The 21,155-nt window shown below is 75.3% G+C and carries 19 protein-coding genes; 9 read left to right on the plus strand and 10 right to left on the minus strand.

The window, feature by feature from the left end:
- Positions 1–6: 6 nt before the first annotated feature.
- Complete coding sequence (gene hemE / locus Sdi02f_RS32605) at positions 7–1,074, plus strand: uroporphyrinogen decarboxylase (protein ID WP_030404392.1); 1,068 nt, start codon at positions 7–9, stop codon at positions 1,072–1,074.
- Between the two features lie 261 nt (positions 1,075–1,335).
- Here the strand turns inward: hemE and Sdi02f_RS32610 are convergent, their stop codons facing one another.
- A complete protein-coding gene (locus Sdi02f_RS32610; RefSeq protein ID WP_108934522.1) occupies positions 1,336–2,856 on the minus strand; it encodes a glycoside hydrolase family 3 protein in 1,521 nt (506 codons plus the stop codon).
- Between the two features lie 459 nt (positions 2,857–3,315).
- On the opposite strand from Sdi02f_RS32610, the gene Sdi02f_RS32615 reads away from it, so the two are divergent.
- The 5 genes from Sdi02f_RS32615 to Sdi02f_RS32635 are packed head-to-tail and all read left to right on the plus strand — an operon-like array spanning position 3,316 to position 8,681.
- Positions 3,316–4,407 (plus strand): phytanoyl-CoA dioxygenase family protein, encoded by a 1,092-nt coding sequence (locus Sdi02f_RS32615; protein ID WP_108934523.1) that lies wholly within the window; start codon positions 3,316–3,318, stop codon positions 4,405–4,407.
- Positions 4,389–5,714 carry a DUF6271 family protein gene (locus Sdi02f_RS32620; RefSeq protein WP_030404389.1) on the plus strand — a complete coding sequence of 442 codons (1,326 nt, stop codon included), beginning with the start codon at positions 4,389–4,391 and terminating at the stop codon, positions 5,712–5,714. Before Sdi02f_RS32615 ends, Sdi02f_RS32620 begins: the two co-directional genes overlap by 19 nt.
- Positions 5,711–6,931: a type III PLP-dependent enzyme gene (locus tag Sdi02f_RS32625; RefSeq protein ID WP_108934524.1), complete on the plus strand. Its 1,221-nt coding sequence runs from the start codon at positions 5,711–5,713 to the stop codon at positions 6,929–6,931. The genes Sdi02f_RS32620 and Sdi02f_RS32625 overlap by 4 nt, the downstream gene beginning before the upstream one ends.
- A complete protein-coding gene (locus Sdi02f_RS32630) occupies positions 6,924–7,478 on the plus strand; it encodes a GNAT family N-acetyltransferase (RefSeq protein WP_107087430.1) in 555 nt (184 codons plus the stop codon). Before Sdi02f_RS32625 ends, Sdi02f_RS32630 begins: the two co-directional genes overlap by 8 nt.
- Positions 7,479–7,484: 6 nt before the next feature.
- Positions 7,485–8,681 (plus strand): MFS transporter, encoded by a 1,197-nt coding sequence (locus tag Sdi02f_RS32635; RefSeq protein ID WP_030404386.1) that lies wholly within the window; start codon positions 7,485–7,487, stop codon positions 8,679–8,681.
- A 7-nt stretch (positions 8,682–8,688) separates the two neighbouring features.
- On the opposite strand, the gene Sdi02f_RS32640 is transcribed toward Sdi02f_RS32635, so the two are convergent.
- Positions 8,689–9,507, minus strand: coding sequence for a rhomboid family intramembrane serine protease (locus tag Sdi02f_RS32640; protein WP_031085466.1), 819 nt, complete (start codon positions 9,505–9,507; stop codon positions 8,689–8,691).
- A 134-nt stretch (positions 9,508–9,641) separates the two neighbouring features.
- Here Sdi02f_RS32640 and Sdi02f_RS32645 point away from each other — a divergent pair, with 134 nt between their 5' ends.
- Positions 9,642–9,986, plus strand: coding sequence for a hypothetical protein (locus tag Sdi02f_RS32645; protein ID WP_053664819.1), 345 nt, complete (start codon positions 9,642–9,644; stop codon positions 9,984–9,986).
- A gap of 45 nt (positions 9,987–10,031) precedes the next feature.
- On the opposite strand, the gene Sdi02f_RS32650 is transcribed toward Sdi02f_RS32645, so the two are convergent.
- Positions 10,032–11,429 (minus strand): FAD-dependent oxidoreductase, encoded by a 1,398-nt coding sequence (locus Sdi02f_RS32650; RefSeq protein ID WP_030404383.1) that lies wholly within the window; start codon positions 11,427–11,429, stop codon positions 10,032–10,034.
- 37 nt (positions 11,430–11,466) lie between these two features.
- On the minus strand, positions 11,467–12,438 hold the full coding sequence (locus Sdi02f_RS32655; protein ID WP_108934525.1) for a DUF4349 domain-containing protein: 972 nt from the start codon (positions 12,436–12,438) through the stop codon (positions 11,467–11,469).
- 456 nt (positions 12,439–12,894) lie between these two features.
- Between Sdi02f_RS32655 and hemG the strand changes: the two genes are divergently transcribed.
- Both hemG and hemQ read left to right on the plus strand, forming a co-directional pair.
- Positions 12,895–14,379 (plus strand): protoporphyrinogen oxidase, encoded by a 1,485-nt coding sequence (gene hemG / locus Sdi02f_RS32660; protein ID WP_108934526.1) that lies wholly within the window; start codon positions 12,895–12,897, stop codon positions 14,377–14,379.
- 5 nt (positions 14,380–14,384) lie between these two features.
- Positions 14,385–15,116, plus strand: a complete 732-nt coding sequence (gene hemQ, locus Sdi02f_RS32665) for a hydrogen peroxide-dependent heme synthase (RefSeq protein WP_030404097.1) — start codon at positions 14,385–14,387, stop codon at positions 15,114–15,116.
- Here hemQ and Sdi02f_RS32670 read toward each other — a convergent pair whose 3' ends face one another.
- From Sdi02f_RS32670 to Sdi02f_RS32695, 6 genes are all read right to left on the minus strand, one after another.
- Positions 15,117–16,718: an alpha/beta hydrolase gene (locus Sdi02f_RS32670; protein ID WP_108934527.1), complete on the minus strand. Its 1,602-nt coding sequence runs from the start codon at positions 16,716–16,718 to the stop codon at positions 15,117–15,119. It lies immediately after the preceding gene.
- Between the two features lie 117 nt (positions 16,719–16,835).
- Positions 16,836–17,633 carry a TIGR04222 domain-containing membrane protein gene (locus Sdi02f_RS32675; protein ID WP_108934528.1) on the minus strand — a complete coding sequence of 266 codons (798 nt, stop codon included), beginning with the start codon at positions 17,631–17,633 and terminating at the stop codon, positions 16,836–16,838.
- A 114-nt stretch (positions 17,634–17,747) separates the two neighbouring features.
- Positions 17,748–19,064 (minus strand): MbnB/TglH/ChrH family RiPP precursor modification enzyme, encoded by a 1,317-nt coding sequence (locus Sdi02f_RS32680; RefSeq protein ID WP_031085461.1) that lies wholly within the window; start codon positions 19,062–19,064, stop codon positions 17,748–17,750.
- A 103-nt stretch (positions 19,065–19,167) separates the two neighbouring features.
- Positions 19,168–19,926 carry an aminoacyl-tRNA hydrolase gene (locus Sdi02f_RS32685; RefSeq protein WP_055468895.1) on the minus strand — a complete coding sequence of 253 codons (759 nt, stop codon included), beginning with the start codon at positions 19,924–19,926 and terminating at the stop codon, positions 19,168–19,170.
- 66 nt (positions 19,927–19,992) lie between these two features.
- Positions 19,993–20,232 carry a hypothetical protein gene (locus Sdi02f_RS32690; RefSeq protein ID WP_108934529.1) on the minus strand — a complete coding sequence of 80 codons (240 nt, stop codon included), beginning with the start codon at positions 20,230–20,232 and terminating at the stop codon, positions 19,993–19,995.
- Positions 20,233–20,249: 17 nt separating this feature from the next.
- Positions 20,250–21,137, minus strand: coding sequence for a polysaccharide deacetylase family protein (locus tag Sdi02f_RS32695; RefSeq protein ID WP_031085457.1), 888 nt, complete (start codon positions 21,135–21,137; stop codon positions 20,250–20,252).
- Between the last annotated feature and the right edge of the window lie 18 nt (positions 21,138–21,155).

Raw genomic sequence — 21,155 nt, forward strand, 5'->3', positions numbered from 1 at the left:
GCCGGTGTGAGTGCCAACCAGAGCCCCGTGGGCATGCAGCCGACCGCCACGTACGACTCCGCGTTCCTCAAGGCGTGCAGGCGTGAGCCGGTGCCGCACACGCCCGTGTGGTTCATGCGGCAGGCCGGGCGCTCGCTGCCGGAGTACCTGAAGGTGCGCGAGGGCATCCCGATGCTCGAGTCCTGCATGCGGCCGGAACTGGTCGCCGAGATCACCCTCCAGCCGGTGCGGCGCCACCGCGTGGACGCGGCGATCTACTTCAGCGACATCGTGGTCCCGCTCAAGGCCATCGGCATCGACCTCGACATCAAGCCGGGCGTCGGCCCGGTCGTCGCCGAGCCGATCCGCACCCGCGCGGACCTGGCGCGGCTGCGCGACCTCACCCCCGAGGACGTCACCTACGTCACCGAGGCCTTCGGCCTGCTCACCCGCGAGCTGGGCGCCACCCCGCTGATCGGCTTCGCGGGCGCGCCGTTCACGCTGGCCAGCTACCTCGTGGAGGGCGGCCCGTCCCGCAACCACGAGCACACCAAGGCCCTCATGTACGGCGACCCGCAGCTGTGGGCCGACCTCCTGGACCGGCTCGCCGGCATCACGGCCGCCTTCCTGAAGGTGCAGATCGAGGCGGGCGCGAGCGCCGTCCAGCTCTTCGACTCCTGGGTCGGCGCGCTGTCCCCGGCGGACTACCGCCGCTCGGTGCTGCCCGCCTCCCGCAAGGTCTTCGAGGCCGTCTCCGGGTACGGCGTGCCGCGCATCCACTTCGGCGTCGGCACCGGCGAACTGCTGGGTCTGCTCGGCGAGGCCGGGGCGGACGTCGTCGGCGTCGACTGGCGCGTCCCGCTGGACGAGGCGGCCCGCCGTGTCGGCCCCGGCAAGGCGCTCCAGGGCAACCTGGACCCGGCCGTCCTCTTCGCCGGCCGGGAGGCGGTCGAGACCAAGACCCGCGAGATCCTGGACGCGGCGGCGGACCTGGAGGGCCACGTCTTCAACCTCGGCCACGGCGTCCTGCCGACCACCGACCCGGACGCGCTGACCCGCCTCGTGGAGTACGTCCACACCCGGACCGCCCGCTGAAGCCGGGTCCGCCCGTCTGACATCCCGGGGCGACCACGCCCCCCCGCGTCGGTCACCCCGCTCCGCGCTCGGGCGCGACGGGGTACGGCTGGCGCCCCCCGGCTCGGCCGCGTGGGCGCGGTCGGCGGCTGCTGGGGGCGTGACGCGGCGCGGCGGGCGGTGGGTGTCCCGGCTCGGCCCGCAGGCGTGATCCGGCGCGGCCGGCCACCAGCGGGCCCCGCCCTCCCGGAGCGCCCGGCGCGGCGGCCGGCGGTCGCCCGTTCAGCCCACGGCCGCCCCCGTGAGGACCTCCGCCGCGGCCAGGCCCGAAGCCGCGCTCGCGCCGTGGGTGAAGATCTGGGCCGGTGCGGCCGCGGTGGTGCACGGCAGGCCCATTTCCACGACGATCGCGTCCGGGCGGGCGGCGGTCAGACCGGTCACGGCACGGCTCATCCAGGCGTGCCGGGCCGCGTCGCGGGCGACGATCACCAGGGGGCGCCCCGCGGCCGGTTCGAGGGCGCAGCTCTCCAGTGCCACCGTCCCCTCCTCCAGCTCCTGCCCGCGCACCCGCACGGAGGTCGTGCCGGGCAGCCGCTCCCGCAGCGGGGCGGCCACACCCCACGGGGTCTCCTTGCCGATGGCCATGTTGGTCACCGGGGCCAGCTCGACCACGTGCGGCGCGGCCGTCAGCGGGAGCGCCGCCCGCGCGGCCCCGGTGAGGCGCACGGCCCGGCGCGCGGCGACGTGCCCGATGCCGTCCCCGGAGGTCTCCCCGGCGGCCCCGGCCGCCCGCAGCCCGGCCGACCAGCGGGCGAACTCCCGTACCCGGGCCGCCGCATCGGCCAGCCGCTCCTCGGGCAGCTCCCCGCCCGTCACCGCGGTGACCAGCGCCTTGACCAGCAGCGCGACGGTGGCCTCCTCGGCGCTCTCGCCGCCGACGCAGACGGCGTCCACCCCGGCGGCGACGGCCTTCGCCGTGGCGCCGTCGATGCCGTACCGGCGGGTGACCGCTCCCATCTCGATGGCGTCGCTCACGATCAGGCCGTCGAAGCCCAACTCGTCGCGGAGCAGGCCCTGGAGGATCCGCGGGCTCAGCGTGGCCGGGAGGTCGGGGTCGTAGGCGGGCACCAGCAGGTGGCCGCTCATCACCGCGCGCACCCCGGCGGCGACGGCGGCCCGGAACGGGGGCAGCGCCTGGGCGGCGATCTCGTCCGGCCCCGCCGTGTACGCGGGCAGGTCGTGGTGGGAGTCGACGGCGACGTCCCCGTGGCCGGGGAAGTGCTTGGCGCAGGCGGCGACGCCGGACGACTGGAGGCCGCGGATCCACGCGGTGGTGTGCCGGGAGACCACGTCGGGGTCCGCACCGAAGGAGCGGACGCCGATGATCGGGTTGTCCGGGTTGGAGTTGACGTCCGCGCTCGGCGCGTAGTCGAGGCTCACCCCGGCGGCGCGCAACTGCCGGCCGAGGTCGGCGGCGACGGCCCCGGTCAGCTCCGCGTCGTCGACGGTGCCGAGGGCGAAGTTGCCCGGGCGGGAGGAGCCGGTGGCGGACTCGATACGGGTGACGTCGCCCGCCTCCTCGTCGATCGCGACGATCAGGTCGGGGTTCTCGGCGCGGAGTCGGGCGGTCAGCCGGGCGACCTGCTCGGGGGAGACGATGTTGCGGGAGAACAGCACGACGGAGGACAGCCCGTCGCCGATGTCGCGCAGGATCCAGTCGGGAGCCTCGGTGCCCACGAAACCCGGCTGCAGGACGGAGAGCGCGAGCCGCCGCAACGCGCTGCTGTGCTTGCTGGAGGACATCGGCCGCGCCTTTCGGATGGAGTCTTGGTATAGACCAAGCGGGTGCGCGTTCAGGTTAACCAGACGTGTCAAGGGTGCCGGGAACCGAACTCGGAAGTAACAACTCCGCAGCCCCGAGGGGGTGTTGACACCTTCCCTTGGTCTAGTCCATTGTGAGGCGCAAGTTCGGCGAGGGGCCCATGCGACCCCAGTTTCCGCGCCGGACGCCAGCCGCGACCGGACTGCGCAGACCGCCGTCGTGGCGACGACTTCCGTGACGACCACCCCGGACGAGACGACCCTTTCCGGACGGGGGCGCGGACCGGGGAGCACCCGTCCGATCCGCCCCGTCCGCCCGCTCCCGCCCCGTGCCGCGAGCGGGCTCCCGCTGCCACCACCGACCTCATGTGCGACGGCCGACCACCGTCGCACGCACCGCCGTTGCCCGCACGGGGCGACGGCGAGGATCTGGAGCACCGCATGGCAACGCCCGATTCCTACCTCCACCGAGCCCCCTGCGACCGGCCCTACTTCAGCGCGGACGCCGACACCTACCTGGCCCGCACCCAGTTGCGCGACCTCGACAAGACGCGTCCGCTGCGGGTGCTGTCCGAGGAGGACTTCGCCCACTGGCAGACGTACGGCTACGTCGTCGTCAAGGAGGCGATACCCGCCGGCTCCGCACGCCGGCTGCTCGACTTCGCCTGGGAGTTCCAGGGGCTCGACCCCGATCGCCCCGAGACCTGGTACCAGGACCGCGAGTACCGCTCCGACCTCGACCGGGAGCTGCACATCTACGGCTTCGTCGAGGCGTACCACCACCAGCTCCTGTGGGACAGCCGCCAGACGCAGCGCGTCTACGACGCCTTCGTCGACGTGTGGGACTGCGAGGAGCTGTGGGTCACCCTGGACCGGCTCAACCTCAACCCGCCCAACGTGGGCAACCGCGACCGCGCGCTGATCGACAAGCCGGACCGGGGCTTCGACATCGAACTGCACTGGGACGTCGACACCTCCCAGGGCGTCCTGCCGCAGCGCGTGCAGGGCATCATCGCGCTCAACGACACCAAGCCCGACCACGGCGGATTCCAGTGCTGCCCCGAGCTGTTCAGGCGCTTCGACCGCTGGAAGGCCCTCCAGCCCGACGACCGCGACCCCATCCGCCCCGCGATCGACCGCGAGGACATGCCCGTCGTGCGGCCCGACCTGGAGGCCGGCGACCTGCTCATCTGGAACGGCCTGCTCGCCCACGGCGTCGCACCCAACGTCTCCGGCGAGGGCGTCCGCGCGGTGCAGTACCTGTCGATGATGCCCGCGCTGGAGACCCACCGCGCCCTGCGCGACTCCCGGGTCGACTCCTGGCGCACCCTCGCCACCCCCGACTGGAACGCCACCCTCCTCGGTGACGCCCGCCGGCCCGAGTCCGAGCGCTACGGCCCCGCCGAACTGACCGGGCTGGGTGCCAGGTTGCTGGGCCTGGAGTCCTGGCACACGGACGCCGGCACCGGCGGCGACACGGACGAGGCGACCGACGAGGCCACCGGGGACGCCGCATGCGCCGTATCTGCCTGACCCTGCCCACCAACCGGCCCTGCCCGGACACGATCACGGCCCTGGGCGAGGAAGCCGCCTACGCCGCCGACCACTTCGACATCGATGTCCACCTGCTGGTCCTCGACTCCTGCCCGGCCGAGGACCGCGCCGCCCACGCCGGGGCGTTGCGACGGCTGCCGGACCACCCCCGGATCACCGCGCACCACCTCGACGAGGCCGCCCAGCGCGACTTCCTCACCCGGGTGATCGCGCGCTCCGGCAACGCCAAACCCGGGCTGCTCCTGGAGCTGATGCTCCCCGGCGGCCTGTCCTACGGCGCCTGCACCAACCGCGCCTTCCTGATCGCGGCCGCGCTCGGCTGCGAATCGGTCCACCGCCGGGACTCCGACAGCCGCTACCAGCGCGTGGACGGCCGTACGGTCTTCCCCGTCCACCACGAACTGGCCTCCCTCGGGGCCCGCGCCGCCGACGCCGTGCCCCACGTCACCGCGTCGCGGCTCCCGGAGCCGCTGCTCGGACGCCGCGTCGCCATGGTGGGCGGCTCCTTCGTGGGGGAACTCTCCGTCGACATCGCGCAGATACGGGACGCCGACCCCGGTGTCTACCGCGACGTCGTCTCCCTGTGGGCGCCCGAGCACTGGTCCGCCGAACGGAAGCGGGAGCTGGTCGAGGAGTCCTTCACCGGCGCCGGCACCGAGCCCTTCACGTCCGACCACGCGCTGCTGACGGTGGTCGACCCGATGCGCGTGGACATGTGCAACATCGCCTTCCACGGCCCGACGGTCAGCGAACGCGTGCCGCTGCCGCCCGCCCGGGACACCATCGGCAGCGACTACTTCCTCATCCACCTCGTGCACGACGCCGGGCTGCCCGGCGTGCTGCACAACCGCAACATCGTCAACTACTACACCGGCGAACGCAGGACCGGACCCGGCTTCCTCGCCTACCAGACCCGTTTCGTCAAGTTCCTGCTGTCGATGCTCTACTTCCACCACGTCTACGACCGCATGGCCGAGGCGGGCGGCACGCTGCTCGACGAGCACGGCCGGGCCCGCTCCGACGCCGTCGCCGCCCTGGCCCGCGAGAGCACCGGACTCGACACCGCGGAGAACACCCGCAGGCTCGACGCCCTCGACACCGCCTACCGGCGGCTCGGCGGCAGGTACGCCGAGTTCGCCGGCCACCTGGCCGGCCGCCGCGCCCGCCTCCTCGACGAGGCACGCGACGACATGGCCGACTTCGCCCTCCTCACGGAGGCGTGGGAGGCCATGGTGGCCGCGGCCCGGGCCACCCCCGTCGCCGCGCCCGCGGGAGCGCTCCGGTGAGCGCCGCGAGCACGGTGAGCGGCGCGGGCCCCGGCGCGTCCCTGGCCGCCGCCCTCGCCGCCGCACCCGGCGACCGGATCGTGTACGACCTGGCCGGCATCGAGGGGCGCCTCGACGCCCTGCGCCACGAACTGCCCGGCGTCGAGGTCCGGTTCGCGATGAAGGCCTGCCCGCTCGACGAGGTCCTCACCGCGCTGGCCCGCCGGGGAGCCGGGGCCGACGCGGCGAGCCCCGGTGAGGTCGAGCAGGCGCTGCGGGCCGGGATGCCGGCCGGCCGTGTGCACTACGGCAACACCGTCAAGTCCGACCGGAACATCGCCGAGGCGTACCGGCTGGGCGTGCGCACCTTCGCCACCGACAGCCTCCAGGACGTGACCGCCCTGGCCCGGCACGCCCCGGGCGCCCGGGTGTTCTGCCGGGTGGCGACCGGCGGAGCGGGGGCGGTGTGGGGGCTGAGCAACAAGTTCGGCTGCCCGCCCGGCGACGCCGTCCGCGTCCTGGCCGCGGCCCGGGACGCCGGGCTCGTGCCCGCGGGCCTGTCCGTGCACGTCGGCTCCCAGCAGATGACCGGGGAGGCGTGGCACGGCGCCGTCGAGGACCTGGGCGGCGTACTGCGCGCCCTCGGCCGCCGCGGCATCCGCGTCGACCACGTCAACCTCGGCGGCGGCCTGCCCGCCCTCGGCTACCACGACCGGCGCGGCGCCCGCCTCGACCCACCGCTGGACAAGATCTTCGCCGTGATCCGGGAGGGCATGGACGACCTGCGCCGGATCCACGGCGGCCCGCTGGACTTCGTCGTCGAACCCGGACGGCACCTGGTCGCCGACCACGGCGCGATCCGCGCCCACGTCACCCGCCTCGCCGAGCGCCGGGCCGCGAACGGCGAACGGCAGCACTGGCTGTACCTGAGCTGCGGCAAGTTCAACGGCCTGTACGAGATGGACGCCCTCCAGTACCCGCTGGTCTTCCCGGGCCACGACCCCGACGGCCCGCACGTCCCGGCCGTGGTGGCGGGACCCACCTGCGACAGCGACGACGCCTACTCCCACGAGGCGGGGCTCGTCCGGGTGCCCGCGGCGCTGGCCTCGGGCGACCCCGTCTGGGTGCTGTCCTGCGGCGCCTACGCGACCAGCTACACGACCCTGGGCTTCAACGGCTTCGCCCCGCTCCCGCACGCCTTCGCGGACCGCCCGGAGGGGGCCGTCGCGGATGACTGACACCGTGCGCGTACGCCCCCTCGCCGACGGGGACTGGGACGCGGTCGTGACGCTGGAGCGGGACGCCTACGGCGGCCTCGGCCTGTCGGAGGGCCGGGCCGCGCTGCAGTCCAGGGCGGCGGCGTCGCCCGACACCTGCTTCGTCGTGGACGTCGGCGCCCGCACGGCCGGCTACGTGCTCGCGCTGCCGTACCCGCCGCACCGCTACCCGGACCTGACGCGGACGGAGGAGGCCGGGGACGCCGTCCCGCCCGGGAACCTCCACCTGCACGACATCGTGGTCGCCCCGGGCCTGCGTCGCCGAGGGCTCGCCCGGCACCTCCTGCACCACCTCACCGGCACCGCCCGGGCCCGCGGGGACCGGCGGATCTCCCTGGTCGCCGTGGGCGGCACCGAGCGGTTCTGGTCGGCACGCGGATTCGTGCCCGAGCCCGGGGTGGTGCCCGTCGACGCGTACGGCGGCGGCGCCGTCTACATGTCCAGGCCGGTCGCCGCCGCCCGCCCGTCCCCCCTCCCGCCCGCACCCACCCTGCGCGAAGTGAGCTGATTGCGCGTGTCCCGTCTCCACGACCCCTTCCTGCGCGGCCAGTTGGCGATCGCCGCGCTGTTCCTGTCCCTCGGCTTCCAGTACGCCACCTGGGCCGCGCGCATCCCGGCCATCAAGACCGACCTGGACCTGAGCGCGGCCGAGGTCGGGGTGCTCCTGATGGCCGCGGGGGTCGGCGCCGCGGTGTCCTTCCCGGCGGTCGCCTGGCTGATGCGCCGCATGGGCTCGCGCCGCCTCGCGCTGCTGTCCCAGCTGGGCCTGGCCCTGCTGCTGCTCGCCCTGGCGGCGGCACCCGACTACCCCGTCGCCCTGCTGGTGATGTGCGCCGACGGCGTCCTCGTGGGCTGCCTGAACGTGGCCATGAACGCGCAGGGCGCGGCCCTGGAGGCACGGCACGAACGCAACACGATGGCGAGGCTGCACGCCGTCTTCAGCGCGGGCTCCCTGCTCGCGGCGCTGCTCGCCTCCGGCATGACCGCCGCCACCGGATCGGTCGCGGCGCACTTCGCCGCCGCCGCCGTCCTGCTCGTCGCGCTGGGCGCCACCGCGCGCACCGGACTGCTCGACGAGGACGCCCCGGCCGGCGCGCAGGCCCCCGCCGAGCCGAAGCCGGACCGCCGCCGCTGGACGCTCCCCTCCCGCCTGACCCTGTGGATGTGCTGCGCCATGGTCTTCGGCACCGTGGCCGAGGGCGCCATGAACGACTGGTCCGCCCTCTACCTCAAGGACATCGCCAGGGCGTCGGCGGAACTCGCCCCGCTCGGCATCGCCGTGGTGTCCGGGATGATGGTCGTCGCCCGCCTCTTCGCCGACGGCTGGCGCAGCCGCTGGGGCGACGGACGGGTCGTCCTGCTCGGCAGCGCCGTCGCCGGCACCGGCCTCGCCCTCGCCCTGGTCAGCGGCGGCGTCGCACCGGCGCTCGCGGGCTTCGCCTGCATGGGCCTGGGCATCGCCGCCGTGACCCCCTGCGTCTACGCCGCCGCCGCCCGGCAGGGCTCGGACGCGCTGACGCTGGTCGCCGCCATGGGCACCACGGGACTGCTGGCCGGTCCGCCGCTCATCGGCTTCATCGCCGGCGCGAGCGACCTGGCGTGGGGCATGGGCGCCGTGGCCGCGTCGGCGGGCGCCGTCGCGCTGTGCAGCACCCGCATCCGCTGGACCGCCCCCGACCCCGTCGCACAGGGCGGGGCGACCCCCGCCTGAGGGCCGCTCACCACCCGGGACGCGCCCGCCTGCCGAACAGCAGCCCGCGCGGCTCGGGCGGGGGCGGCGTGCCCCGCCTGAGCGGCCAGGCGATCAGCATGCCGACGACGAAGCCGACGACGTGGGCCACGTACGCCACCGTGCCCGCGTGGGAGACCGCGCCGCCGGAGGAGTAGACCGCCTGCAGGACGAACCAGAAGCCGAGCACCACCCAGGCCGGCAGCCGCAGCGGCAGGAAGATCAGGAAGGGCACCAGGACCCACACGCGGGCCCGCGGATACAGCACCAGATAGGCGCCTAGCACCCCGGCGATCGCGCCCGACGCGCCGATCAGCGGGGCGGCCGAGTCCGCGTTGAGAAGGGCGAAGCCGTACGTCGCCGCGTAGCCGCAGACGCCGTAGAACAGCAGGAAGGGGAGGTGGCCCATCCGGTCCTCGACGTTGTTGCCGAAGATCCACAGGAACAGCATGTTGCCCAGCAGGTGCAGCCAGCCGCCGTGCAGGAACATCGCCGTCAGGACGCTCAGCTCCGGCGACTTGTCGTAGCCCGGCGGCGCGACCACGCAGCCGGGCCCCTGCGGGCCGATCCCCACCGCGCCGGTGGGCACCAGGCGCGGCATCCGGTGCTGGAGCAACTCCTGCGGCACGGCCGCCCAGTGGTCCAGGAACGCCTGCTGGTCGCACATCTGCGCCAGGCTGCCGTCGCCCGTCACCGACCCGGTCATGCCGGGGGTGAACAGGAACACCAGGACGTTCGCGAGGATCAGCGCGTACGTCACCCACGGGGTGCGGCGCGCCGGGTTCACATCATGGACGGGAATGACCACGAGTCACTCCTGCCCGCCCGGCCGACGGTGAACCGGTTCGCCCGTTGAACGCCTCCGTCCGTGTGTACGTATGCCCTCTCAACCGCCCGTGGTCCGGGGAAGGCGGGGCGCGGGGACGACGTGAGGAACAGGCGATGAACGAACGGGTCACACCGGCTCCGGCCCTGCACGCCCTGCCCGACGGCGAGGCCGAGGTCGCCCTCGTGCTGCGGCTGCCCTGGGAGGACGTCGCCCGGCTCGGTCAGGAGGCGGGGAGGCTGGCCGCGCAGACGCAGCGGCCGGTCACGCTGGACGAGGCGGTGAGCCGCCGGCTGCGCACCACACGGGCCGCGACCCACGCCCGGCCGGCCGGCGAGCAGCCGCCCGCGGTGAGCGCCCCCGTGCCGGCGACCGGCCCGGCCCCGGTGTCCTCCCTGCCCGCCCGGCCCCCGGCCGAGCAGGCACGGCAGGCCATCGACCGCATCAACGGGACGGCCTAGCCCCGGCCCGGCGCCCCCGGCGCCCCCGTCGGTCCTGCCGCCCGCTCAGCCCTGCTGCTCCACCGCCCGGACCGTCTTGCGGGCGGCCACCAGCACCGGGTCCCACACGGGGGAGAAGGGCGGCGCGTAACCGAGGTCCAGGGCGGTCATCTGCTCGACCGTCATCCCGGCCGTGAGGGCCACGGCGGCGACGTCGACCCGTTTGCCCGCGCCCTCACGGCCGACGATCTGCACGCCGAGCAGCCGCCCGGTGCGGCGCTCGGCCAGCATCTTCACCGTCATGGGGGAGGCGTTCGGGTAGTAGCCCGCGCGGCTGGTGGACTCGATGGTCGCCGTCACGAACCGCAGGCCCGCCCGCAGCGCGTCCTTCTCCCTGAGGCCGGTCCGCGCGATCTCCAGGTCGCACACCTTGCTGACCGCCGTGCCGACCACGCCCGGGAAGGTGGCGTAACCGCCGCCCGCGTTGGTGCCGATGACCTGCCCGTGCTTGTTGGCGTGCGTGCCCAGCGGAATGTGCCGCTCCTGGCCCGAGACCAGGTCGAGCACCTCCACGCAGTCGCCGCCCGCCCAGATGTTCCCGTGGCCGCGCACCCGCATCGCCCGGTCGGTCAGCAGCCCGCCGTGCGAGCCGAGCGGCAGCCCCGCGGCCCGGGCGAGTCCCGTCTCGGGACGTACGCCGATGCCGAGCACCACCACGTCCGCCGGGAACTCGGCGTCCCGGGTCGCCACCGCCCGGACCCGGCCGTCGTCCCCGGTCAGCACCTCGGTGACCTCGGCACCGTTCACCATGGTGATGCCGAGGCCCTCCATGGCCGTGCGCACCATGCGGCCCATGTCGGGGTCCAGGGTCGCCATCGGCTCCCGGCCGCGGTTGACGACCGTCACCTCATAACCCCGGTTGATCAGCGCCTCGGCCATCTCCACGCCGATGTACCCGGCGCCGACGACCACCGCGCGGCGGCCACGCGTGCGGGCCAGCGTGTCGAGCAGCGCCTGCCCGTCGTCCAGCGTCTGCACCCCGTGCACGCCGGGCGCGTCGACGCCCGGCAGCTCCGGCCGGACCGGCCGTGCCCCGGTACCGATCACCAGCTTGTCGTACGACGTCCAGGACTCGGCCCCGGAATCGACGTCACGCGCGCGTACCCGCCCGCCGGCCACGTCGATCTCCGTGACCTCGGTGCGCATCCTGAGGTCGATGTGCCGGGCGCGGTGCTCCTCGGGCGTGCGGGCGATCAGGTCGTCCCGGCCGGGCACGTCGCCGCCGACCCAGTACGGGATGCCGCACGCCGAGAACGAGGTGAAGTGCCCGCGCTCGAAGGCCACGATCTCCAGCTCGTCCGGCCCCTTCAGCCGGCGCGCCTGGGACGCCGCGGACATCCCCGCGGCGTCCCCGCCGATCACGACCAGCCGCTCTCTCTTCCCGCCCCCGGCGCTCATGTCCATGCGCACACGCTACGTGGACGGGACCCCTCACGGCCCTTCAGGCCCCTTCGGCCCCGCGCCCCGTCTCGTCGCCGCGCGGTGCCTCCGGGCGGCGCGGCAGCCGGGGGCGTACGACCCGCAGCCACAGCAGCACGAGGAGCGCCGCCAGGACCGCGAACGGCAGCACCGCGCCGAGCACCACCGCCAGCCAGCGCAGCATCGTCACGAAGGCGTCCCAGCCGCCGGCCAGCGCGTCCAGGAACCCGGGGTCCTCGTCCTCCTTCTCCCCGGCGTGCTTCACCGGGGTCTCCGACAGGGAGAGGGTGACGGTGGCCAGGCTCGTGCGGTCCTTCAGGGACGCCTGCCGGGCGAGCAGCGCCTCCAGCTCCGCCTGACGGGTGCTCAGCTCGCCCTCCAGGGTCACCACGTCGTCCAGCTCCGTCGCCCGGTCCATCAGCTCCCGGACGCGGGCCACGCTGGCGCGCTGCGACGCGACGCGGCTGTCCACGTCCACCACCTGGTCGGTGACGTCCTCGGCCTTCGCCTCCCGGCTGAGCAGCTTCCCGGCGCCCGCCAGTTCGTCGAGCACGGCCTCGTAACGCTCCACGGGCACGCGCAGCGTCACCCGGGTCCGCTCGTGGCCCTCCGCGTCACGGGTGGTGGACTCGTCACCGACGTAACCGCCCGCGTTCTCGGTCGCGGTGCGGGCCGCGGCGAGCGCCGTCGGCGTGTCCTTGACCTGCACGCTCAGGGAGACGGTGCGGATGATGTGGTTCGGGGCGAGTTCGGGCGGCGCGCTCGCACCCGTCCCGGCGGCACCGGGCCGGCCGCCGGCCTGTGATCCGGCCCCCTGCGCGTCCTTCTGCGGTGCCGCCGCCTCGGCCCTGCCGCCCGCGTCGGAGCCGGAGTCCGAGGCGCTGCAGCCGCCGAGGGCGAGCCCCGCGCCCAGCAGCAGACCGGCCAGGGCACGGGCGCGCGAAGCGGACCTCCGGGCCGCCGGTCGTCTCGACTCCTGTCGTCGTGCCTGCATCGTGGGTCCCCCCGGGTTCGTGGCAACTGATGTCTCTACGACGCGCGAAGGCGCCCCCGGGACGGCGCGGAACGGTTCCGAAGAGATCACGGTCCGGACTCGCGGTCCGCGGGGACGAGGCCGCGCGGGGCGGATGCCGGGCCGGGCGGGGGCGGGCGACGGGACGGCTCGGGGGCGGGAACCGGCGTGGGGCGGGCTGCGCGACAGCGCCGGAACCGGCGGGGGCGCGGGCGACGGGACGGGAACGAAGACGGGCGAAGGCGGGTGGCCCGGGTCCGTGAGCGGCGCGGCGCGGGGCGGGGCGGACGCGTGCGCGTGCCGGTGCGCCTCACGGGTGCCGCGCGGGGGCCGGCGCGGCACCCGTGAGCCCGGTGTCGGGGGCGGCGCCACCCGCGCCCGGTGTCGCAGCCGACGGCCCCCGGGCCCGGTGTCGGTGGGGTCTGAGACGCTGGGGGTATGAGCGCAAGCGAGACTCCGGCGGGGGACGTCCCCCCGGACACGGGACCCGGACACGTCGTCGTCGTCGGAGCCGGCATCGCCGGACTGGCCGCCGCCCACCGCCTCCTGGAGGGCGGTGCGCGGGTGACCGTCCTGGAGGCGTCCGACCGTGTCGGCGGCAAGCTGCTGCCCGGCGAGATCGCCGGCGTACGCGTCGACCTCGGTGCCGAGTCGATGCTGGCCCGCCGCCCCGAGGCCGTCGGCCTGGCCCGCGCCGCCGGGCTCGCCGACCGCCTCCAGCCGCCGTCCACCGCGACGGCCTCCCTGTGGACCCGCGGAGCCCTGCGCCCCATGCCCAAGGGCCACGTCATGGGCGTCCCCGGCACCGCCGCCGCCCTGTCCGGCGTGCTCTCCGAGGAGGGCCTCGCCCGCATCGGGCGCGACGCCGACCTGCCCCGCACCGAGGTCGGCGACGACGTGGCCGTGGGGGAGTACGTCGCCGCGCGCCTGGGCCGCGAGGTCGTCGACCGCCTCGTCGAGCCGCTCCTGGGCGGTGTCTACGCGGGCGACGCCTACCGCATCTCCCTGCGTTCGGCCGTGCCCCAGCTCTTCGAGGCCGCCCGCACCCACACCTCCCTCACCGAGGCGGTCCGCGCCCTCCAGGGCCGCACGGCCACCTCACCCCCGAGCGGCCCCGTGTTCATGGGCATCGAGGGCGGCATCGGCACCCTTCCGCCCGCGGTCGCCGCGTCGGTCCGCGCGCGCGGCGGCGAGATCCTCACCGGGGCGCCCGTCACCGAGTTGCGGCGCACCGCGTCCGACGGCTGGCGGATCGTCGCCGGCGACCGGGTCCTGCACGCCGGCGCGGTCGTCGTCGCCGTCCCGGCCGGGCCCGCCGCGGAGCTGCTGCGCGCCGAGGCGCCCGCCGCCGCGGCCGAGCTGTCCGCCGTCGAGTACGCCTCGATGGCCCTGATCACCCTCGCCTACCGCCGCTCCGACGCCGCGGCGCTCCCCGAGGGCAGCGGCTTCCTCGTGCCCCCGGTCGACGGGCGCACCATCAAGGCGGCCACCTTCGCCTCCCGCAAGTGGGGCTGGATCGCCGACGAGGACCCGGACGTGGTCGTCCTGCGCACCTCGGTGGGCCGCTACGGCGACACGGCGGTCCTCGGCCGGGACGACGAGGGCCTGGTCGCCGTCGCCCGGCACGACCTGGGCGAGGCCACCGGCCTGACCGCCGAGCCCGTCGCCACCCGCATCACCCGCTGGCGGGACGGCCTGCCGCAGTACCCCGTCGGCCACCACGCGCGCGTGGCCCGCCTGCGCGAGCACGTCGCGAAACTCCCCGGGCTCGCGGTGTGCGGAGCGGCGTACGACGGCGTCGGCATCCCGGCGAGCATCGCGAGCGCGTACGCGGCCGCCGACCAGATCCGGGGCGACCTGCGCGGTGTGGAGCAGCTCACGGCCCACCCGGTGCAGAGTCTGCACGGCGGAGCGGGAGAATAGGGACCATGAGTGACGACGCCTCCACCCCCGCCGCCGAGCGGATCCCCAACAAGGGCAAGCTGGCCAAGGACCTCAACGAGGTCATCCGCTACACCCTCTGGTCCGTCTTCAAGCTCAAGGACACCCTCCCCGAGGACCGCGCCGGGTACGCCGACGAGGTCCAGGAGCTGTTCGACCAGCTCGCCGCGAAGGACGTGACGATCCGCGGCACCTACGACCTGTCCGGTCTGCGGGCCGACGCCGATCTGATGATCTGGTGGCACGCCGAGACCGCCGACCAGCTCCAGGAGGCGTACAACCTCTTCCGCCGCACGAAGCTCGGCCGTGCGCTGGAGCCGGTCTGGTCGAACATGGCGCTGCACCGCCCCGCCGAGTTCAACCGCTCGCACATCCCGGCCTTCCTGGCCGACGAGACGCCGCGGAACTACATCAGCGTCTACCCGTTCGTGCGCTCGTACGACTGGTACCTGCTGCCCGACGAGGACCGCCGCCGCATGCTCGCCGACCACGGCAAGATGGCCCGCGGCTACCCGGACGTGCGCGCCAACACGGTCGCCTCCTTCTCGCTGGGCGACTACGAGTGGATCCTCGCCTTCGAGGCCGACGAACTGCACCGCATCGTCGACCTCATGCGCCACCTGCGGGGCTCCGAGGCCCGCCGCCACGTCCGCGAGGAGATCCCGTTCTTCACCGGGCGCCGCAAGGACATCGGCGAGCTGGTCGCCGGGCTGGCCTAGTCAGGCCCTCGGCGCCGCGGCCTGCCTCGGCTCCGGTTCCGGGCGCGGGGCGCAGGACGCGTCCCGCGCCGGGAGGCGGCCGTCCAGCAGGTACGCCTCCAGGTGGGCGTTGACGCAGGCGTTCGGGCCGGCGGCGACGCCGTGCGTCCCCGCGTCCCGCTCGGTCACCAGCACCGAGCCCGCCAGCCGCCGCCGCAGCTCCAGCGCGCCCTCGTACGGGGTCGCCGCGTCCCGTTCGGCGGCCAGGATCAGCGTAGGCGGCAGCTCACCCGGTGCGGTGCGCACGTCGAGCGGCTGCTGCCGGGGCGCCCGCCAGTAGGCGCAGGGCAGGTTGGTCCACACGTTGTCCCACGTCTCGAACGGCGCCCGGCGGGCCAGCCGCGTGTTGTCCCGGTCCCAGACCCCGAAGTCGGTGGGCCAGGGCGCGTCGTTGCACTCGACGGCCGTGTACACGGCGTTGGAGTTCTCCGCCCCGGCCGCGCCCTCCCCGGTCCGCGTCCCCGCCTGGTCGATCAGCGGCTGCGGATCGCCCTTCAGGTACGCCGACAGCGCCTCGGCGCGGCGGGGCCAGTAGTCGTCGTAGTACCCGGCCTTCAGCATCGCGCCCTGCAACTGGGCGGGCCCCACCGTCCCGCCCGCCGGCTCGGCCGCCAGTCGCGCGCCCGCCTCCTCGTAGGCGTCCTGCACCTTCCGCGGCCGGTCCCCGAGCCCGTACACGTCGTCGTGCCCGGCGACCCACTTCTTGAAGTCCTCCCAGCGGTCCTCGAACGCCTCGGACTGGTCGAGGTTGTTGCGGTACCAGACCTGCTCCGGGTCCGGGTTCACCACCGCGTCGAACACCATCCGCCGTACGTGCGAGGGGAACAGCTCGGCGTACAGCGCGCCGAGGTAGGTGCCGTACGACCCGCCCATGAAGGTGAGCCGCCGCTCGCCCAGCGCGGCGCGGACGACCTCCAGGTCGCGGGCGTTGTTGAGCGAGTGGTAGTGCCGCAGCGCGTCCCCGCCCCGCTCCGCGCAGCCGCGGGCGTACGCCTCCGCCTCGGCGGCGCGCTCCTTCTTGTACGCCTCCGAGGGCCGCGCCGGTGCGGGCCGCGGTCCCTTGAAGAAGTCGCCGGGGTCCTGGCAGGACAGCGGCGCGGAGGGCGCGACCCCGCGCGGGGCGTAGCCGACGAGGTCGTAGGCGGCCGCGAGCCGCTTCCACTCGGGCACCATGCCGACCAGCGGGAAGTACAGCCCGGAGGCGCCGGGGCCGCCCGGGTTGTAGACGAGGGCGCCCTGTCCGGGGACCGTGCGCCCGGCGTCGTCCGGGTCCTTGCGGGTGGCCCGCACGCGGCTGACGGTCAGCTCGATCCGCTCGCCGTCGGGACGGGCGTAGTCCAGGGGCACGGCGACCGTGCCGCAGCGCATGCCGTCCGGCAGCTCCTCCGCCCTCGGGCACGCCCCGAACTCGATCCCGGCCGCCGCCGCGCGCCCGGCGGCCACGGCGGTGCCGCGCGCCTCGGCGGACCCGGGCCCGGCCGCGGGCGCCGCCTGCGCCGGGACGGCGGTGAGGGTGGTCAGCAGCAAGGACCCGGCGGCCGAGTAGAGGGCGGCAGCTCGCATCGCGTATCCCTTCGGTGGCACGGGGAGTGACACAAGGGATGGTTGGTTCACCGGCCGGGCGGGGCAAGCACCGCCGGCGCATGTCGGCGCCGAGTGCCCCCGTACGCCCCCGGCGCGTCAGGCCCGGCGCTCCCAGCGGTCCCCGGCGTACTTCTCCCGGTGGGCGAAGGCCGCACGCAGGTCCGGCTCGCCGATCGCGTGGACGCCCCGCACGGCGACCGAGGTGAGGAAGGTCCGGTCGTCGGCCGTGCCGTCGGCCTGCCGGACGAGGGCGCCGACCAGCCGCTGTCCGGCCGGGGAGGCCCAGCGCGCGTACGGGTGGATCTCCATGCGCGTGATGGCCAGGCAGCCGAGGGTCAGGGCGAGCGGCAGCGCGAACCAGAGGGCGATGAGCAGGCGCGGCTCGGTGGCGGGCAGGGGCAGGGCCAGGGAGACCAGGCCGAGCGCGCACACGGCCGCCGCGGCGGCCCGCACCCGGCGCACCCCGGCCGCGACGCCGCCGGTACCGCCGTCGGGCAGGGCCAGGCCCGCTCCGACCAGCCGGTCGGCCAGGCCCCGTACCGCGTCGGCCGCGGCGGCCGCGGTCCGCACCGGCGCTATCCGGGACTGCCCTTGCGGCCCTATCGCCCCTATGACCGACCGCTCCATGTCGTCCCGGCCGCAGGGGTCCACGACGGTCGCCCAGCCGGTGTGCGCGAGCAGCAGCCGTCGCTGGCGCGCCATGGAGACGAGCGTCAGGTCGGCCACCCGCCGCGGACCGCCGGACAGGAACGCCGCCTCGTACAGCGTCAGCGTGTGCTCACGGACGACGGCGTGCGGGTCGACGGCCGCCGCGCGCACCGCGGCCAGGCACAGCCGCAGGCACGCGACACCGGCGACGGCCCACGCCGCCAGGAGGAAGAGGACCCAGAACATGCCGTACTTCTATGCCAAAAGGTTTCGCCGGCGCCATGCCCTGTTCACATTCCGGGACGCGGTGTTGCGGGTATGTGACGTTCCGTTCGGCGGTGTCCCCCGGGACCGCTCCGTTCAGCGGCGCAGCAGCACGCGCCTGGCCGCACGGGCCAGTCGGACCCCGGGACGCGACGAGCGGGGCACCGGCCCCGACCGCTCCAGCCACCACGCGCGCAACGCCCGCCGCACGCCGGGATCGTCACCCGGTGCCGTGCGCAGCAGGTGCGCGACGAAGTCGAGGGCGTCGCGACGGTAGCCGCCGGTCATCGGGCGCCCCCGCGCGTAGGCGAGGAAGGCCGGCCGGTACCGCGGGCCCAGGATCACGGGCAGTTCGGGCGCGACCTTGCCGACCACGTCGGCCCGCTTGCCGGCGAGCGCACGCGCCTGCACCCCGAGCCGCACCGGGTCGAACCCCTCGGGCACCGGCGCCCCCGCGACCAGCGCGGACAACAACGCGGCCTGCGCGAGCCCGAGCCGCTGCCGTACGGCGTCGCCGGCGGCCGGGACGGAACCCGGGCCCGGCGTGCGCGGCGCCGCCCCGCCCCCGGAAGCCGGCCCGCGCAGGGTCCGGCCCCGCTCCACGGCGTCGCGGATCGCCTCCACCTCGGCGCGCAACTCGTCGCCCTCGGGGAAGTTCTCGTCCCGCTCCAGCAGGACGCCCGGCGGCGCGACCCGTGCGGCGAGGTCCGTCAGGATGTCGAGGACCGGCCGCGGAACCGGGTGGGCGTGACTGTCGTGCCAGACGCCGTCCCGTTCGAAGCCGCCCGCGACATGGACGTAGGCGAGGGCCTCCAGGGGCAGTTCGGCGAGCGCCTCGGCCGGGTCCGCGCCGAGGTTGACGTGGTTGGTGTGCAGGTTGGCCACGTCGATCAGCAGCCGTACGCCGGTCCGGTCCGCCAGTTCGTACAGGAACTGCCCCTCCGTCAGCTCCTCGCCCGGCCAGGCGACGAGCGCGGCGATGTTCTCCACGGCCAGCGGCACGGGCAGCGCGTCCTGCGCGATGCGCACGTTCTCGCACAGCACGTCGAGGGCGTCCCGGGTGCGCGGCACCGGCAGCAGGTGCCCCGCCTCCAGCACCGGCGAGGCGGTCGGCGCGCCGCCCGCCCGCACGAACGCGATGTGCTCGGTGACCAGCGGCGATGCCAGGACCTCCGCCCGCTCGGCGAGCGCCGCCAGGCGCCCCGGATCCGGCCGGCCGGCGCCGCCGAGCCCGAGGGAGACGCCGTGCGGCACGACGGTCACCCCGCGCTCGCGCAGCCGCAGCAGCGAGTCGGGCAGATGCCCGGGACACAGGTTCTCCGACACGGCCTCGACCCAGTCGATGCCGGGCATCCGCTCGACGACGTCCGCGATCTCCGGCCGCCATCCGATGCCGGTGCCCAGCCGCGTCATTGGCTCCATGCTCGTCCGCCCCTCCCCGTCGCTCCGACGGGTTATCGCCCCGGACACCGGCCGCGAACCGCGCGGGCCACGCCTTCAGAGCAAATCTTGAGGTTCAGGCCCCCGGCGCCCCGCCCGGCGGGGTCCGCAGGGCCGGGTGGTCCGCCACCACCGTGCACGAGCCCGGCGCGATCTCCGTGAACCCGGCGTCGCGCACCACCGGCAGACCGCCGGCGGTGAGGTCCGGCCAGCGGGCCGGGTCCGCGGTCCGCACCGACAGCGGGAAGCCCGCGTCGCGCCACGCCGCCCGCTCGCCGTCCGACAGCTCCCACCAGGCGAGCTGCGCGCCGTGACCGGCCTGCGCCATCGCCTTGCCCGCCGACATGTCCAGGCCGGGGTTCAGCCAGAGCACCGGCGCGCAGGGGTCGGCGCCGGCCGGCGGCTCGGGGTCGTCGAGGTCGGTGCCGGAGACCTGGAGACGGGCCAGGTCCTTGGGCCAGCCGTCCAGCGGGACCGGCGGGAAGACCCGCACCTCGGCGCTCTTGCCGGTGACCGTGACGCCGGGCAGCGCCCCGGCCCGGCGCCACTCCGCGCCCCGGGCCCGCCTGACGACCTTGCGGATGCGCGCGTCCTGCCAGTCCCGCATCGCCCGTGCCCACGCGCCGTCACCGGTCGACCGCGCGTCGGCGAGCATCACCAGGACCGCCCGGGCCGCGGTCTCCAGGGCGTCGGTACGGGCCGGGGGAGCCGCCCGCTCGATGCGCACGACGAGCGGCAGCACGAACTGCGGCGCGAGGTCGCGGTCGCCGGGCTCGGGCCGGAAGGGGCCGTCCGGGACGGGAACGGGGGCGGGTGCGGTCGGGTCGTTGCTCACGCCCTCCAGTCTGCCAAGCCCGCCGCTCGCGGGCGCACGGCCCCATACCGCGCGCGAGGCGACCGGTCAGCCCGTGCAGGCCGTGCGCTGCGCCTCCTGCCACTCGCAGACCGGGCAGAGCGTGATGCCCTTGTACGACTCGGGGTACTCCGTCTGCTCCCGGCACAGGACGCACTCCGCGTACGGCGGGCCGTCGGCCACGGGCGGGTGGGGCGCCGTGCCGATCAGGGAATATCCGCCGGGGTCGCAGCCGCAGCCGGAGCCGGAGCCGGAGCCGTCCGGGGCGGGGTCGTGGTCGCTGCTCATGCCTCCAGCGTAGGACGTCAGCCGTGCCCGTCGGCGGCGCCGATCAGCTCGGAGACCTTGGCGAAGCGGTAGCCCTGGCGGCGCAGTTCGGGCACCACCGCCCGCACCACCTGCTCGGTCACCGGGGCGGCGCTGCGGGTGCAGTGCATGACGACGACCGAACCCGGCCGCACCCCGTCGAGGACCTGCCGGGTCACCGCGTCGGCGTCGGTCGCGAAGGCGTCCCCGCTCACCACGTCCCACTGCACGGCGGTGACCCCGGTGGCCGACAGCTCCTTGCGGACCGCGTCGTCGTAGCAGCCGCCGGGGAAGCGGAAGTAGGGCATCGGGTCCGCTACCCCGGCCTTCTCGAACGCGGTGTACGCCCGCTCCAGGTCCGCGCGCATGTCGTCCTTGGAGACCGTCGGCAGGCCGTAGCAGTCCTCGGTGTAGGCGTAGTGGCTGTAGGAGTGGTTGGCGATCTCGAACTGCGGGTCCCGCCCGATGGAGCGGGCCTCGTCCGGGTACTCCTCGGCCCACCGGCCGGTCATGAAGACCGTGGCGGGCACCTTCAGCTTCCGCAGCGTCGCGATCAGCGCGGGATTGTCGAACCGTTCCCCCGCCGCCGCCCGCGGCCCCTGGTCGGCGGTCATGTCGGCGTCGAAGGTGAGGGCGACCAGCTTGCCGTCCTTCGCGGCGTCCGTGCGGGGGCCGTGCTCGAAGACGGGCGTCAGGCCCGCCGGGCCGGGGGCGAGTGTCGGAGGCCCGGAGGGGGCCGGCTTCGAGGCGGTGGCGGACGGCGAGGACGGTGCGGACGGCGCGGACGGCGCCGGCCGGGGGGCCTGCGGGGTCTCGGCGGTTCCGCAGGCGGTGAGGGCGGCGCCCAGGACACAGAGCGCGGTGGCGCGTCGTACAAGAGTGATCACCGTACGACCGTAGAAGTG

Origin of the sequence: Streptomyces ardesiacus (genome assembly GCF_003112575.1) — a bacterium.
In the GTDB taxonomy this organism is placed as follows: Bacteria; Actinomycetota; Actinomycetes; order Streptomycetales; family Streptomycetaceae; genus Streptomyces; species Streptomyces ardesiacus.

Bases quoted from the DNA above. Each gene is read 5' to 3' on its own strand.
- Sdi02f_RS32610 (WP_108934522.1), bottom strand. From the start codon at position 2,856: ATGTCCTCCAGCAAGCACAGCAGCGCGTTGCGGCGGCTCGCGCTCTCC.
- Sdi02f_RS32615 (WP_108934523.1), top strand. From the start codon at position 3,316: ATGGCAACGCCCGATTCCTACCTCCACCGAGCCCCCTGCGACCGGCCC.
- Sdi02f_RS32620 (WP_030404389.1), top strand. From the start codon at position 4,389: ATGCGCCGTATCTGCCTGACCCTGCCCACCAACCGGCCCTGCCCGGAC.
- Sdi02f_RS32630 (WP_107087430.1), top strand. From the start codon at position 6,924: ATGACTGACACCGTGCGCGTACGCCCCCTCGCCGACGGGGACTGGGAC.
- Sdi02f_RS32645 (WP_053664819.1), top strand. From the start codon at position 9,642: ATGAACGAACGGGTCACACCGGCTCCGGCCCTGCACGCCCTGCCCGAC.
- Sdi02f_RS32650 (WP_030404383.1), bottom strand. From the start codon at position 11,429: ATGGACATGAGCGCCGGGGGCGGGAAGAGAGAGCGGCTGGTCGTGATC.
- Sdi02f_RS32655 (WP_108934525.1), bottom strand. From the start codon at position 12,438: ATGCAGGCACGACGACAGGAGTCGAGACGACCGGCGGCCCGGAGGTCC.
- hemG (WP_108934526.1), top strand. From the start codon at position 12,895: ATGAGCGCAAGCGAGACTCCGGCGGGGGACGTCCCCCCGGACACGGGA.
- hemQ (WP_030404097.1), top strand. From the start codon at position 14,385: ATGAGTGACGACGCCTCCACCCCCGCCGCCGAGCGGATCCCCAACAAG.
- Sdi02f_RS32670 (WP_108934527.1), bottom strand. From the start codon at position 16,718: ATGCGAGCTGCCGCCCTCTACTCGGCCGCCGGGTCCTTGCTGCTGACC.
- Sdi02f_RS32675 (WP_108934528.1), bottom strand. From the start codon at position 17,633: ATGTTCTGGGTCCTCTTCCTCCTGGCGGCGTGGGCCGTCGCCGGTGTC.
- Sdi02f_RS32680 (WP_031085461.1), bottom strand. From the start codon at position 19,064: ATGACGCGGCTGGGCACCGGCATCGGATGGCGGCCGGAGATCGCGGAC.
- Sdi02f_RS32690 (WP_108934529.1), bottom strand. From the start codon at position 20,232: ATGAGCAGCGACCACGACCCCGCCCCGGACGGCTCCGGCTCCGGCTCC.